The sequence below is a fragment of the Serratia sp. Res13-Sevr-LER1-36-b genome (assembly GCF_015673035.1).
Lineage (GTDB): Bacteria > Pseudomonadota > Gammaproteobacteria > Enterobacterales > Enterobacteriaceae > Chania > Chania fonticola_C.
In genome coordinates, this window is the sequence record NZ_JADACK010000003.1 from 1 (window position 1) to 14925 (window position 14925).

Consider the following 14925-nt stretch of genomic DNA (forward strand, 5'->3'; position numbering starts at 1 on the left):
AAGGAGAGGGACCGATCGAGTTCGCTGATTATTCTGCGCAATACATCACCCATCTATCTTTCTCATCACGTTCCGGAACAGCACGGCCTCATCAGAGACGCAGGGCAACTCCCTCTCCCAAAAGGAGAGGGGACCAATCGAGTTCGCTGATTTTTCTGCGTAATACATCACCCATCTATCTTTCTCATCACGTTCCGGAACAGCACGGCCTCATCAGAGACACAGGGCAACTCCCTCACCCTTTGGGTCGAGGAGAAGCTAAACCCCTACCCCTGGCGGAGCATTTTTCGCCACGTCAATTATCCAAGTTTACCCTTGCGTAACCGCCCATGCGCGCCTATTATCAAAGAATAAACTTGGATTATTAAGTCCCATTTGACTGTGACCCGAATGTCGTCGCTGCAGGAGAATTAAACCAATGGATCGCGCCAATATCATTCACGACTTGCTGAACTGGATCGAAAACCACCTGGATCAACCGCTGCTGCTGGATAACGTGGCAGCAAAATCTGGCTACTCCAAATGGCATCTGCAACGTATGTTCCGCAGTACCACAGGCCATGCGCTCGGCAGCTATATCCGCGAGCGCCGTTTGTCCAAGGCCGCACAGGCACTACGCGCTACCCCTCGCCCAATTCTGGATATTGCCCTGCAGTTCCATTTTGATTCCCAGCCTTCATTTTCCCGGGCCTTTAAAAAGCAGTTTGGTGAAACGCCAGCGGTCTATCGCCGCACGCCGCAGCAAGATGAAGTGGCCCTCTCCTCAGAGCACAGCTATCGGCACGGCACACCGAGCCTGCATTCACTGTACAAGCGCCAATGCGTAGACGAAGGCTGCACTCACTGGGTCGGCCAGCGTTAAAAGCAAAAAGGCCAACGGGTGTATAAACCCATTGGCCTTTTCAGCTCCCGCTAAACGGGCGCAGCAGCACCTCACCCCATTGAATGAGTGATGTTTTATCAGTTATATTCGAGGGTAAAGGTGGCAATCGATTTGATGGTGCCGCCCTTCATTTTCGCTGCGGTCTGGTAGTAACGCGCCTTGAGCGGCAAAGTGATGGTATTGGTCTGGTTGGCAATAGTATGCCCGGCATACACCGCCGTGCCGCTAGTGATTGGCGTTGAGTTATTGCCGGTCAGCAGTTGGACACCGACGCCGCTGGCGGCATTGCTATCCTGTACCGGCTGGAGTACGCCCGGTGCATTCGAGGCATCGCGAGTATAGTCAAAACGTACGTTAACCAGCCCCTCCCCTGTGCCGCCAGGTAACAGTTCCGTCCCCGTACCACCCACACAGTTGATGTTAATCGAAAAGTCCTGCTCTGCGGCGGTACTGCCCACGCCTTTAAACGCCGCAGTAGCCACCGTACTCAGGTTGATCACCTTGTTTTTCGAACCGGCGTCCACCGAACAGGACGAGGTGACAATGGTGATACTGTTCGCCAATACGTGGGAGATCAGGATCGGTCTTGCAGGACCCGTCCCATCCGCATAGTAAGAAGAATACTGCCCGGGGGCTAACGAGCCGGTACCGGTATTCTGGGCAATTTTGATCACCTCAACCACAAAATACCCCTCAGCCAGATACACCCCGCCGTTACGGTAGATCTCGTGCGGGTAATAGGCACCTTCCTGCGAGCCGATCTGGCGATAAAGCCGCAACCCCACCCCCGGCACGTTGGTGGTCCAGATTTTGTCGCTGATGGAGCTCGGGCCGCCTTGTAAAATGCGACCATACAACGTGCTATTACCGCTGCAAGAAATATTGTTATCCCGGCTGATATCGAACTTGCCGGTGGCCAGGATATCGCCCACCTTGGTATCCGGCGTAATCAATACCCTGCCGACGTTCATAATGATGTCCTGCGGCCTGGTCGTGTTAACCCGACATTGAGCATATGCCTGTTGCCCGGCCAACATCAGTAACAAAAACAGCATGACTTGTTTAGGGCGCTGGCGCATGGCGGTGAATTTATGGATAACGTTGATCATTTGCAGCTCGCCTCGATAATTTCGTAATCAGTGCTGTTTTGTGTTTTGGCTTGGTAATTCACGGAACACTGTTGTGTCGGCTGAGTACCCCATTTCACCAACAGCAGCCCCTGTAACGCTTCGGTACGCAGATAGATGCGGCTGCCTTGGCCGACGATACCGATCACTTGGTTACGGGTATCCAATACTTCGGCACCAAAAGGTAATGCCGTGTTGTTCGGGCCCAACGCATGGATAATCAGCGCCTGGCCTTTGATGGTCTTGAACTCCAGCTTGGCAATCGCACCGGCATAAGGCGCTACCTGCTGGCTGCTGCTTTCCAACTCGACATCGCGTGACATGCCGTTAGGATCCAGCGTGACGTTGGTCATGCGGTATGGGGCAACATAAGGCACCACCGCATAGCCGTTGTCATCGATTCGCACCCCAGGAGAGTTGGTGACGATTGCCCCTGCGGCATCCGGCGCTTCAACCAGCACCATGGTTTGGCCACGCTGAGGCGTCATGGTCACGCCACCGGCATGTGCCACCACACTGCCGGAAGCCCCGATGGACGACTGGCGGAAATCACGGCCATAGCTGTAAGAACCGTTCATGGTGGCGAAACGACTACGGTATTCCCCATTCACACTGGTGTTGGTCCCGCCGCTTTGATCGTTAGCCAAGGTGGCACTGTAGCTGATGTTGTTATCCTCCCCGGTGGAACCGTTAATCCCGATGCGGCTGCTGTCGTAGCCTTGGTCGTTGTAGGCCAATGCGCTGTTCAGGCTGATGTTTTGCGAGCCAATGTTGAACGGGATCGAGAAGTTCAGGAAGTAACGGGTTTCATCGTGGTTATAAGTATCGGTAGTACGCATGGCGGACAAACCGTAGGTAACTCGGCCGATGAAGTTGTTGTAACCCACCTGATACTGTTTGGAGGTACCGCCACGGTTCCAGTAATCGCGCACCGAACCGGTAATATACAGCGATCCCAGATTGGCACCCAGGCCCTGATTCAGCGTGAGCTGATATTCACTGCGCTGGCGGTTAACCGCATCGGCACTTAAGCCCCGGCTCTCGTTATCACGGGCATACACCGCATCACGCAGTGACAGATAGCCGGAAGTCGAGTAGCGGTAAGCCGCAATGGTGAAGTTGGTGTTGGTTTCCGACATCAGCTTGCTGTAGCTGATCTTGTAGCTCTGGCCGGACAGATCCCCCTGTTTCAGGCGGGTGTTAGCCTGAGTCACGTCGACGGCAAAAGCCCCCAACGGTGTTGCCACTGCACTCCCCAGCAGCACCGCGCTGTAACCGTCACTCACGGTCGCCCCGGTGTAACCAGTCAGAATATTGGTAAACCCGCGCTGATAAGTCGCCTGGAACATCTCGGGCAAGGTATGTAAATTATCATCGCGAACTTGGCCTGCGGTTAACGCATAGCGCTGGATCCCCGGGCGCAACATCTGTGCCACCGAAGCATAGGGAACGCTGAACTGGCGCACGGAACCATCGGCCTCATTGACCGTAACGTCCAGATCGCCGCCGTAGCCGGTCGGGAACAGATCGTTAATCACGAACTCGCCCGGCGCTACCGTGGTTTGATAGATCAACTGGTTGTTCTGGCGAACTTCCACCAAGGCGTTGCTTTGTGCCACACCGCGCACTACGGGTGCATAGCCGTTAAGGGAATCCGGCAGCATGCGATCGTCGGTACTCAGTTGCGCCCCGCGAAAACCGATCGAATCAAAGAAGTCCCCGCTGGTAAACGCATCCCCCAAGGTCAGCATGCCGCGCACACCCGGAATGGCACGCTGCGCATAGGTGGCCGTGTTCTGCCAATGGGTGCTTTCCTGACTACGCCAGTTCACATTCGAGTCATGGCGCAACTGCCAACCGGCAATATTCACCCCGGCGTTCATCGTCAGATAAGCGTTGGTCGAATCCGAATTCCCACCGGAATTGGAGCTGTGCGAATTAAAAGCGTTGAAGTTATAGGACAGAAAGCCCGCGGTGATGCCGCGATCCCAGAATTTCGGATCGACATAACCGCGTGCGGTACGGCGCAGCGCGACCTGGGGAACGCTGACATCCATACGCAAGGTGCTGGTATTGAGGCGGTAAGACGCTTCGGGCACCCATTCCCCCAGCGGCTTACAGCTGCTGGTCGTCACCGCAGGATCGCTGCCCATTGCCGCCGTATCGACGCCAAACTCTTCCAGAGACAGCAGGCTAAAGCAGGTATCGGCACTGTCTTTACCCGGCACACTCTTGAATTCAATGTTCTTTTTGCCCTTCCATTCCCCATTGACGTAAACATCCAGAGAATATTTCCCCGCCAATACCGGGTTACCATCACGAAAGCGCGAAAGATCCACGCCTTGTGCCTGGCCAACCAGAAAATTGCTGTTGAAAGTGGCTTCAACCGGTGCAGTAGCCTGGTTGACATCGCGTTGAGCCGCTGCCAGCGAAAATGCCGGGGTGGTCAGGCAAAGGGCACTTCCGGTCAACAGCAGGATGGATCTGTAATTGAAAAGTGCCGACTTGACGGCGGCAGAGATAGGTAACTCGTTCATATCCATGCATTCCTTTACCAAATTAAGCGTCCCCGTCGGCTGACTTCACATCGCGGCATGGGGCTTTCCAGGAGTTACTTTTGCTGATTTTTGCTGCGTTGAACCCGGCCGCCAAAGTCATTGATGGTGGTGTACTCAATATCAGCGATCCGTGAACTGTCACCGGAAAAGGCCAGCGTTTTTTCCTGGCCAGGTGCCAGCATGTCGCCGTGCGGTGCCAACGTGACTTTCTTGCGATTGGCAACGGCATTGATTTCGGTGAAGGAGACATAAAACGGCGTGGGATTTTTCACTTTCACACCGCCCGCCACGAAGCTCCACTGCAGTTTTTCTGGCGCGTCATTGGCTACGCCGCTCAGGCCTTGCGGGCGATAGAACAACTTCACACGGGTTCTGAAGGCCACCTGCAGGAAGTTTTCTGGCGTGGTGTCGGCGGCCGTTCCGGTTGGTGCAGGGGGAATTTCCAGCACGTTCAACCAGAACAACGATTCTTTGTCTTGCGTCAACGCCGTAGTGGTCAGCGAAACGCGCAGCGCCTGGCCGCCGTTTGGCTCAATGCGGCTGATCGGAGGCGAAATAATAAAAGGAGCCTTGCTGTTTTCTGGCGTCGTTTCCGCGTTGCCCTCATCGATCCAGGCCTGGACCAGCGCTGGGGCGGTCCCATTATTGGATAGTTGGACGGTCACTTCCCGCTGTTTGGCCGGATAAATAACGCGTGTACCGTTCACAATAACGCTGGCAAAAGCGCTGCTGCTGAAAAGCACGGCCATCAGCAATACGCTGTATTTCTTAAACGATGTTTTCATTTTAATATCACTACTATAGAAATACAGCGGGGGAAAAGTTTCCACCCGCCAGAATAGATACCCGATGATTTTCACTCCCTGCAATTAGAGGCTATCAGGGCGAAACTATTCGCCCCGAAAGGTCACAGGGAGGAAGCAACATTTAATTAGTAAAGGGACGGGTAATAATTTATTGGTAGATGATGGTGTATTGTACGTTTGAGGTCACATCACCAGCACCCGCCGCTGCGGTTGCGAAATATTCAGCGTAGTAGTTCAGGTCAGCTGAATCACCTTCATTGGCCACGGTAACCCACTGGGAGTTAGCCTGTGCGCCGTTGTTGGTAGCAGCCAGAATTGGCAGGAACTGGTTGTTGCTACCCAGCAGTTGGATTTGCACGTTGGTCGCAGCATTGGTTTTTGTTTGGTTATTCAAACGACCCGTTTTGAAATCAACGGTTGAACCTGGTTCGAAATAGGTTGCTACCTGGCCTTTAGAGCATTTGGTCAGGTTAATGGCGAATGGAGTACGACCTGCAGTAGCGCTAACCGCATTCAGAGTAGAAGAAGATACGGTTGGCAGAGTAACGGTAAAATCTTTACCACCCGGGGTGCTGATAGTACAGGTCTGGTCGGTCACTTTACCGTTGAAAGTAATAGTACCATCGGCAGCCTGTGCTGAAAGAGAAGGAATGGCGGTGGCGCATACAGTCAGTGCTAATACAGCAGACAGCTTAGAGATTTTCATATTTTCGACTCTCGGTGAATTAATACATCCGTTAAGTACATTCAACGATGCTACTCCCTGTCAGGAATGAAGCCCGATGAATCCATTGCCCGGCGAAATATAGTCCAAGAACATTCTCATTGATAAATCGTTTAAAACATTCATAACGCCCCTCATGATAGGAAAAAACTATCAACAAATACCTATCGATCGATGTTGACGATTTACCCAGTTCGTAATAATCTTAATTCGTCAAGTTTGTCGGTCAAAAAAATCGATAAAACGCCGAAAAACCAGAATATAACTCTGTTATTGCGCTTTCAGCCATCTTGAGCGCCACCGTGTTCCCTCTGAAATTTCAATCTTTTAGAGGAATTTACCACCAGGTAAGATGATTCTTTCTTTAATAAGATTTTTACCAATAAACAGCCATTTATTTCTTTGTTTATTGTTTAAAATCATACAGATAAATTTCAATCAAAGGATTGAGGAATGCGCAGCGTTTTTAACGATAAAAATAACGGCATTAATTATGTTTTCCAGCCTATGTTCGCCAAATCAGGGCAACTGCTGGCCGTTGAATGTTTATCGCGTTTCTCTTTTGATAGCGAATTTGCGCATTTCTCTCCAGAACAATTCTTCCAGCAGGCCGATCGGGAAACCCGCGTCGAGATCCTGCATCAACAAATTGAATTGATAGAAAAATACCGTGACTGGTTTCAACAACACCAGATCATTGCCACCATCAATGTCGACGACCATTCGCTACAGGCGCTGGCGAACGGCGCGTTGGCCGATAAAATCCGCGCGATGAATTGCCTGCATTTCGAAATCAACGAAAACGCCAGCAGGCTGGTAAAAAATCGCGTCCATAACGACCCCTCTCTGAATAACTATTCATTTTGGCTTGATGATTTTGGTTCTGGCTATGCCGGGTTTTCTGCCTTGTATAACAGCCGTTTCCGTTTCGTTAAACTCGATCGACAGCTGTTGTGGGACTTTATGAAAAAGCCCGGCGGAGAAGGTTTGATGCGCGCCTTGTTACGCTTTTTTCACCTGAATCATTACCGGGTGATTATTGAAGGGGTTGAAACACACGAACAAAAAAAGTGGCTGGACGAAATGCCCTATTATGCACTTCAGGGGAAGCTGTGGCAGGAGTCCAGCATCAAAGATTTAAATCTGCTGCTTGCTGCTGAATACTTTTAACTCATTATGGGTATCCCCAATATGTCTAAAAACAATGTCCTGGTAATTAGTGAGTGTAAGTACAGCTATGTCGGGCTTTCCATGCTGTTGAAAAAGCATTATGGCAAGTACGATATCAAGCTGTTTTCGGACTTTATGCACGGTGGCGCAAAGGCGGAGAAAATTATCAAGCATGATATTGCGTTGATTTTCACCTCGCAAAATCTGGAGCAAAGTGTCAACGTGATCGAAAGCCTGGTGTCTGTGCATCAGCAACACATGAGTTCAACGCGTATTCTGGTGTTTTATGATGATGAGCGGGTGGCCAAGCTGTTGGCGATCCTGGGGATCTCGGTAGAACTGGTATCGGCTCGCATGCCGCTTTATTTACTAGAGGAAAAAGTGGAAAACCTGCTGGCGAGCGAAGAGTCAGGGCAATTGAAGGTGCAGAAGACCCGCGAGCTCAGCCCGGCAGAAAGCGATGTGATTTTCAACCTGTTGCGCGGCGATAGTCTACTGAACATTGCGGCCAAGCGTGGCACCCATCCGAAAACTATTTTTTCACAGAAATACAGTGCATTGAAGAAATTACGTCTGCGAAATATGAGCACTATTTTCGTCACCGACAATTGAGCAAAGGGGCAGACTCTGCGATTGAGCACGCCCCTCGCCGTTCCAGAGACCGGAAAATTGGCGGTCATCGGCACCTTTACTGACTCATTGCATCTTTCTTCATGCCATCTTTAGCCATAGAGTCCTTTTTCATGCTGTCTTTGGCCATAGAGTCCGTCTTCACGCAGTCTTTCTCCATACACTCTTTTTTCATGCCTTGTTTAGCCATCCCATCGTGGGACATCTGGCTCATACCGTCCTTTTTCATCGCGTCCTTGCCCATGCTATCGGCCGCATTGGCTCCGGTGATACCCAGCATCAGTGCGCTACACATCATCATGGCAAATAACTTTTTCATGGTATTTCCTTTTCTTGGTTAATCGGCACGCGTCGTGCCATGAAACTGCACCGGCGGCAATCAACTACCGCCAAACCAGTTGTATCCTTGGTCTTCCCAGTAACCGCCGGGAAAGTGGTTGGTGACTTCGATCACTTGAATATGTTTGGGATTCTTGTAACCCAGCTTGGTGGGCATCCGCAGTTTCATCGGATAGCCGTATTTACGCGGTAAAATCTGCCCGTCGTAGGTCAGCGCCATCAGCGTTTGCGGATGCAACGCCGTGGCCATATCGATGCTGGTGTAATAGTCATCAGCACATTTAAAGCCGATATAGCGGGCGTTCAGATCCGCGCCAATCGCCTTCAGGAAGGTGGCAAACGGTACCCCACCCCATTTGCCTATGGCGCTCCAGCCTTCCACACAGATGTGCCTTGTGATCTGGCTGATTTGCGTCATCTGATGCAGTTGTGCCAACGTCCAGGGCTGCTTGTGCAGCACCAACCCCGCCACTTCCAGCCGATAGTCATCACCATTGATATCCGGCGCCTGATCCTCGCTATAGAAAGCATTGAACGGGAATGGCCGAGTGATCATCGATTCGGCATACTCTGGTGCCAGATGATTGGCATTGAACAGCCAGCCCTGAACCCGATCGTTAAAGCGTGAGATGCGGCTCAAGGCCTGATCTACCTGAGCGTTATCGCTGAGATCGCAGCCGGTCAGCATCGCCACGCCCCCCAGGGTCAAACCATTGCGCAGAAAACGGCGGCGAGACGACGATGCCAACTGGCGTGCTAGCAGGCGTTGCGCCTCTTTAACGATATCCTGGCCTTCGCTCAGGCTGAGAGGGGGTTTTTCCATTTTCATCGGTGTCTCCTTAGCGTCCACGCAACATGGCCAGCAACGTACGTGGCACCAGGGCCACCATCACCAGATGGATCACCACGAAGCCAACCAGCGCCGTCATGGCAAAAAAGTGCACATAGCGGGCCGCGTCGTAGCCCCCAAGCAGGGTACGTAGCAGGGGAAACTGCACCGACTTCCACAACACCAGCCCAGAAAGCAACATCAGGACGCTGACCACGATGGCTACCAGATAGGCCACACGCTGCACCATGTTGTAATGGCGCAGATCGGCGTGTGACAACTTGCCGCGCAGTGCGGCCCATAGATCGGCCGCAAACTGCCTGGGGCTGAGCGGCCAGAATTGGCGTTTAAAGCGGCCACTGAGCAGGTTGATCAGCAGATAGCACAGGCCGTTGATGCCAAACAGCCACATACCGGCAAAATGCCATTGCAGCGCGCCCCCCAGCCAACCGCCTAGCGTCAGCTCGTTGATAAAACTAAAGTTAAACAACGGGGAAGCGTTATAAATGCGCCAACCGCTGGTGACCATAATCAGCATGGCAAATGCGTTCAGCCAATGTGTCAGCCTTAGCCACAGCGGGTGGATAAGGGTCTGTTTCGCCGTGATCATCGCTTCTCTCCTGCCCCGTCTCGGTTCGATGTCAGCAGTATTCAACGGATTTGTTCCCCAAGACCTCACGCAAAGTTAAATAAAATGTGATCACTTCCAAGGTGGGGGTTGTGTAGACTTCAGGTAGACCAGTTAACTGCGGTAGAGAAAATGGAAAAGGCAAAACGAATTTTGATCGTCGAAGACGACGGCCATATCGCCGAACTGTTGCAACTGCATCTGCGCGATGAGGGCTATGACATCAGCCACGCGGCCGATGGCAATCTGGGCATGGCAATGCTGGAACAAGGAGGTTGGGACGCGCTGATCCTCGATCTGATGCTGCCGGGCATCGATGGCCTGGAAATCTGCCGCCGCGCCCGCAATATGACGCGCTATACGCCAATCATTATCACCAGCGCCCGCTCTAGTGAAGTCCACCGGGTACTCGGGTTGGAACTGGGTGCAGACGACTATTTGGCCAAACCCTTTTCCATGCTGGAGCTGGTCGCCCGCGTCAAAGCCCTGTTCCGCCGCCAGGAGGCGATGACCCGTAACCTTCGGATGGAGGCGGGAACGTTAAGCATGAACGGGCTGGTGATCGATCCCATCGCCCGCGAAGTTCTTCTAAACCAGCAACCGGTGGAACTGACACCGCGCGAGTTCGACCTGCTGTATTTTTTCGCCCGCCACCCCGGCAAAGTATTTTCACGCCTCAGCCTGCTCAATCAGGTCTGGGGCTATCAACATGAAGGGTATGAACACACGGTGAATACCCACATTAACCGGCTACGGATCAAAATTGAGCGCAACCCGGCAGAACCCGAGCACATCCTTACCGTGTGGGGCATGGGCTATAAATTCGCGGCTTCGCCGCAAGGGTAAATGATGAAAAATCTCACGCTGACACAACGCCTGACCCTGGTTTTCGCCCTGCTGCTGCTCATCTGCTGTTCGATCTCCGGTTGGTTACAGGTGCGCAGCAGCACGCAATATAGCCAGGCGGTGATCCAACGGCTTTCCACCAATCTGGCGCAGCATATCGCCACCAGTAACCCACTGTTGAGTTCACAGGGTTGGAACGATCGGTCGGTGCATACCCTGTTCGATAAACTGATGGCGGTTAATCCGAGCGTTGAGGTTTATCTGCTGGATAAAGAAGGCAATATCGTCGGCAACGCGGCACCTGCCGGGCACATGAAGCGCCAAAAGGTCGATCTGTTGCCGATACAGACATTGTTGAACGGGGCCGAAATGCCCCTCTATGGTGACGACCCGCGTAATCTCAATAACCAAAAAGTCTTCAGCGCCGCGCCGCTGCGGGTAAATGGTGAGATTGAAGGCTATCTCTACGTAGTGCTGCTGGGGGAGGATTATGATGCGCTGGCCAATAGCGCCCAGATCAACTCTGCCATTTATACCGCGCTGTGGTCGATGGGGCTGGTGGCGCTGTTCGGGCTGCTGGCTGGTGGCTTTGCCTTCCACTGGGTGACACGCCCGATTCGCCGTTTGACCCAGCAGGTTAGTGCGCTGGATAACGACGGCATCGCAGCACTGCAAACCTATGCCAATACCCCTGCGGAGAGTCACAGCCGTGATGAGGTCAGCCAGTTGCAGCAGGCATTCCGCCGTATGGCACAGCGCATTACCGAACAGTGGCAAACCCTGTCGCAACAGGACCAGCAACGGCGCGAGTTTATCGCCAATATCTCTCACGATCTGCGTACTCCATTGACCTCGCTGCATGGTTATCTGGAAACGCTGTCGGTGAAATCCGCCAGCCTGACCCCCACCGACCGTCAACGCTATCTGGAGATCGCTCTGGCGCAGAGCCGCAAAGTCGGGCGGCTGGCGCAAGAGCTATTTGAGCTGGCCAGGCTGGAGTACGGCGTAGTGAAACCTCAGAAAGAACCGTTCTCCCTCAGTGAGTTGGTGCAGGACGTATTCCAGAAGTTCGAATTGGCCGCCGAGGCTCGCCAGCAGCGCCTGCTTGCCGATATTCAGCCGGGCATCCCCCAGGTGTTTGCCGATTTGAGCATGATGGAACGGGTGCTGACCAACCTGCTCGATAACGCGATCCGCCATACGCCAAGCGGAGGAGAGATCGAAATACGCCTGTGGCCACAGGGTAATAAGGTGATGGTACAGGTCAATGACAGCGGGCCAGGCATTCCCTTGGAGCTGCGCCCAGATCTGTTTATCCGCCCGTCAATTCTCAACCATGCCCGCCGCAATGCGGGGGGGTTGGGGCTGATGATTGTCAAACGCATTCTGCAGTTACACGACAGTGACATTACGCTGGTGGATCAGCAGCATGCTGGAGCCTGCTTTCGTTTCTCCGTGTCGGTACTTTAACTAAAGTACCGACAACCAGTCCCCAGGGAAGGGCTTAGGGCGTATCAGCGTCCTGTATGATTGCCACCTGTTGCCCTCTTCGGCACAGCGATTTAATTGAGCAACTCATAATAGGATAAGGCGCCTAATGTCGGCACTTTAACGACTTCATTGGCTGGCTCACCAAACTCCCTCTCTTGACCTATCTCATCATTGACCACGTTGACCTGATAGGGAATGAGATTGGGGATAATGGCATAACCGCGGCTGTCGGTAACCACATCAACTTGCTCAGGGATCGTCGCATTAGGATGCTTTTTGCTATAAACCAGTGCGTTAGTGTCACCTAACGTTGGCCCTAAGGTGATCCCCGCCTGATGGGCAATCCATGAACCTGAGCTGTTCGCCGAGTAAAGCGCATAGTTTGTTCCAGACTGGTATCTGATAGCCGATTCACCCGCAGCATAACGGTAATTGGCATTCGCCTGATAACTTGCCTTGCTCTGTTTGCCCTTGCGGCTAGCCACCCGATAGTTAAGGTTGTTATTTAAATGTCTACCGCTCACGCCAAGCTCAGTTTGATAGTGATCGTAGGGATTATAGCTGTATCCCAGATTCAGGCTGGTGTTATCAATCCCCATGCTCTTCAAGGGGATCCTGAAGGTAATACCAAACAGCATTTCATTTTTTTGCGTAGGATATTGATAGTATGACAGGTCAAGATCATAGGATACGTTGACGGTGTTTTGCATAAACTTCAGTGAGTAGAACGTCCGCTTGCCTTGATCTTCTTTGTATTTTTCCTGGTTAATATTTAACGATAAGCTCTGTGATGAGCCGAGCAATGCACTTACCGAAAAATCAAAACCATATTCTTTTTTATAGTAATCACAGCAATAATAATCTGTTTTAGCATTATAGGAGTAACTATTGAAATCATTAAAATGAGGCTGTAGATAATACTCGCCATTTAACCTGATGCTGGCATTCGCCTTGTTGAAATTAGCCACATAGTGTAAACGCAACTTCTCACCGTTTACCTTGCCCTGCTCTGCCGATGTTATACTGCTGTACTGATGATTAAAGGTAATATCACCGAATTGTTTGAGTCGTTGACCAATACCTAGTGAGTGGCTATAGTAATTTTGCGATACCAACGCGCCACCAAATAAAGAGCTTTGTGCAGTGAGGCCATATCCCGCACCACCCTGAAAGAAAATGGGGTTAGTCTCTTCCATGCGCTCACTACTCATAAACTTGCCGAATGAGACATCATATTTCCACATGTTCTCATCCAGGATATTGTCCAGTCGACTCCAGGGCACGTCATAATAAATGATGCTACCATCGCTTTCTCTCACCGTCATGGTAATAGAACCCGATTTGTCAAACAGTTTGATATTTCTCAGCACGAAATCCCCGGCTTGAACCATCGTGCGGTAAACCGATTTGCCGTTCTGCCGGATCTCAACTTCAGCATCACTGGTGGCCACACCGTACACCCAAGGCAACGCCGGCCCCTGTGACGAAGGAAACATATTATCGTCCGAGGACAATTTTATCCCGCGATAGGGAAAGGGATCCAGATAGAAAGTATTATTATAGCCCTCACCAAAATGCAGGCGAGAGTTTATCACGGGGATATCTCTTTCAGCATAGAGATCGGAAAACCTTATCCGTTGCTGAGGCATATCCTCATTATCATGAAACTGCCATGATCTTAACCGCCAGTGTTGATAGTTGATGCCAGACTCTAACTCAACGACTAAGTTATCTTTTCTTTTCCTCCTGACATAACGCTCGCCCTGATATTTTTTATAGTTAACATCATAGTTTATCAGGATAGCTGGAATACCCTCATCTCTATACTCGATAGCCAGGCGAGGATCGGCCTTGACCTCCGTCGACTCCAAAAATGTAAAAATGAGAAAATTCACCTTATCAATTAAGGTAACGGTAATGTTTAATGGATAAAGATCTTTAACTTTGATACAGCCGGACCCTTGTACTTCACTCATGTTTGCTGATGAAAGGATTTCCCATTCTATAAGCTTTTGTCTATCAAAACATGGAAAACCGTCGTCCGCCATGTCCAATTCTATATGGCCTATATCCCGCTCCCCTTGGGAGATATAAAAATACTCCCCTGCATTGGCAAACCAGGCTGCCATTAATAGAATAGGGAAAGCGAATAAATTTTTATTCATATAGTGCGAATGGAAATTATGGGATGTGTAAAAATGCACCGGCAGTCATAATTAAATATGCCGGTGCATTATTATTTAATTAGAACAGGTTACTTACCTTCGACAGAAGGCAGGATCGCATCCAATTTATCAAGCTCACGCATCATAGCACGATAAACATAAAGTTTGGACTGAGCATGGCGCCCATCCAATTTGTTTGCTGCGGCAAGATCACGAAGCTTTTTAACCAATTTCAGGGTATTGGGTTGGTTGGCATCTGCCTTAGGAATGGCGCTATATTCTGCAAAGAGATCCTGCCACTCTGCTTCCCAAGCCTCTTGCTGGTTGTACCCTGGGGTGATTGCAGTTCTGGTTTTAGCGGCAACGGAACCGCAATATTTATGCGCACCACCGCGGGTGCCATAAATAACCCACAGAGGTGATTTATCCCGAGGATCATTGCCATATGACTGGATATCACTGACGCACTTGGTGACTTCATTACGCATATTTTGCTCTTGGCTGCTGATACCAGCAAAAGCATTCGCAGAGAACGCCAGAGTCCCGAGCATCAAAAGCCCAATTTTGCTTTTATTCATCTATATAGATCCTTCTAGAATAATTAATTAAAAACATGAATACGCCGTTCTTAAAGGCAGAAGGACCTTAATTTATAGCATTTATTAAGACAATAAAATTCAGCTGAAATGTTTTACTTTCAGATCTTTCATGAGAAATTCTTTAATATAG

Annotated in this window: 14 protein-coding genes; 5 read left to right on the plus strand and 9 right to left on the minus strand. The window is 51.0% G+C overall.

Translation table 11 applies throughout. From position 1 onward, the window contains the following. Window positions 1-418: 418 nt before the first annotated feature. Window positions 419-862 carry a helix-turn-helix domain-containing protein gene (locus IMQ33_RS00815; RefSeq protein ID WP_065686882.1) on the plus strand — a complete coding sequence of 148 codons (444 nt, stop codon included), beginning with the start codon at window positions 419-421 and terminating at the stop codon, window positions 860-862. A gap of 98 nt (window positions 863-960) precedes the next feature. Here the strand turns inward: IMQ33_RS00815 and IMQ33_RS00820 are convergent, their stop codons facing one another. The 4 genes from IMQ33_RS00820 to IMQ33_RS00835 all read right to left on the minus strand — a co-directional run bounded on the left by IMQ33_RS00820 (window position 961) and on the right by IMQ33_RS00835 (window position 6080). Next, a complete protein-coding gene (locus IMQ33_RS00820) occupies window positions 961-1992 on the minus strand; it encodes a fimbrial protein (RefSeq protein ID WP_196061394.1) in 1032 nt (343 codons plus the stop codon). Continuing rightward, window positions 1989-4547, minus strand: coding sequence for a fimbria/pilus outer membrane usher protein (locus tag IMQ33_RS00825; protein WP_196061395.1), 2559 nt, complete (start codon window positions 4545-4547; stop codon window positions 1989-1991). Before IMQ33_RS00825 ends, IMQ33_RS00820 begins: the two co-directional genes overlap by 4 nt. 74 nt (window positions 4548-4621) lie before the next feature. Beyond that, window positions 4622-5353, minus strand: a complete 732-nt coding sequence (locus IMQ33_RS00830) for a molecular chaperone (protein WP_161711775.1) — start codon at window positions 5351-5353, stop codon at window positions 4622-4624. 169 nt (window positions 5354-5522) lie between these two features. Continuing rightward, window positions 5523-6080 carry a fimbrial protein gene (locus tag IMQ33_RS00835; RefSeq protein ID WP_037412058.1) on the minus strand — a complete coding sequence of 186 codons (558 nt, stop codon included), beginning with the start codon at window positions 6078-6080 and terminating at the stop codon, window positions 5523-5525. 471 nt (window positions 6081-6551) lie between these two features. Between IMQ33_RS00835 and IMQ33_RS00840 the strand changes: the two genes are divergently transcribed. Next, window positions 6552-7268: an EAL domain-containing protein gene (locus IMQ33_RS00840; RefSeq protein ID WP_161711774.1), complete on the plus strand. Its 717-nt coding sequence runs from the start codon at window positions 6552-6554 to the stop codon at window positions 7266-7268. 21 nt (window positions 7269-7289) lie between these two features. Beyond that, window positions 7290-7880 (plus strand): LuxR family transcriptional regulator, encoded by a 591-nt coding sequence (locus IMQ33_RS00845; RefSeq protein ID WP_098928013.1) that lies wholly within the window; start codon window positions 7290-7292, stop codon window positions 7878-7880. Between the two features lie 76 nt (window positions 7881-7956). Here the strand turns inward: IMQ33_RS00845 and IMQ33_RS00850 are convergent, their stop codons facing one another. Genes IMQ33_RS00850 through IMQ33_RS00860 form a run of 3 tightly spaced genes read right to left on the minus strand, consistent with a single transcriptional unit; the run spans window position 7957 to window position 9676 of the window. After that, complete coding sequence (locus IMQ33_RS00850; RefSeq protein ID WP_196061396.1) at window positions 7957-8217, minus strand: pentapeptide MXKDX repeat protein; 261 nt, start codon at window positions 8215-8217, stop codon at window positions 7957-7959. A 60-nt stretch (window positions 8218-8277) separates the two neighbouring features. After that, window positions 8278-9066 (minus strand): molybdopterin-dependent oxidoreductase, encoded by a 789-nt coding sequence (locus IMQ33_RS00855; RefSeq protein ID WP_024484535.1) that lies wholly within the window; start codon window positions 9064-9066, stop codon window positions 8278-8280. A 10-nt stretch (window positions 9067-9076) separates the two neighbouring features. Beyond that, window positions 9077-9676 (minus strand): cytochrome b/b6 domain-containing protein, encoded by a 600-nt coding sequence (locus IMQ33_RS00860; RefSeq protein ID WP_196061397.1) that lies wholly within the window; start codon window positions 9674-9676, stop codon window positions 9077-9079. A gap of 150 nt (window positions 9677-9826) precedes the next feature. On the opposite strand from IMQ33_RS00860, the gene IMQ33_RS00865 reads away from it, so the two are divergent. Both IMQ33_RS00865 and IMQ33_RS00870 read left to right on the plus strand, forming a co-directional pair. Beyond that, window positions 9827-10540, plus strand: a complete 714-nt coding sequence (locus IMQ33_RS00865) for a response regulator transcription factor (protein ID WP_065686874.1) — start codon at window positions 9827-9829, stop codon at window positions 10538-10540. Between the two features lie 3 nt (window positions 10541-10543). Then, window positions 10544-12010: a HAMP domain-containing sensor histidine kinase gene (locus IMQ33_RS00870; RefSeq protein WP_065686873.1), complete on the plus strand. Its 1467-nt coding sequence runs from the start codon at window positions 10544-10546 to the stop codon at window positions 12008-12010. 92 nt (window positions 12011-12102) lie between these two features. Here the strand turns inward: IMQ33_RS00870 and IMQ33_RS00875 are convergent, their stop codons facing one another. Further along, window positions 12103-14196 (minus strand): fimbria/pilus outer membrane usher protein, encoded by a 2094-nt coding sequence (locus IMQ33_RS00875; protein WP_196061398.1) that lies wholly within the window; start codon window positions 14194-14196, stop codon window positions 12103-12105. 89 nt (window positions 14197-14285) lie between these two features. Continuing rightward, a complete protein-coding gene (locus IMQ33_RS00880) occupies window positions 14286-14774 on the minus strand; it encodes a hypothetical protein (protein WP_024527536.1) in 489 nt (162 codons plus the stop codon). Window positions 14775-14925: the final 151 nt, after the last annotated feature.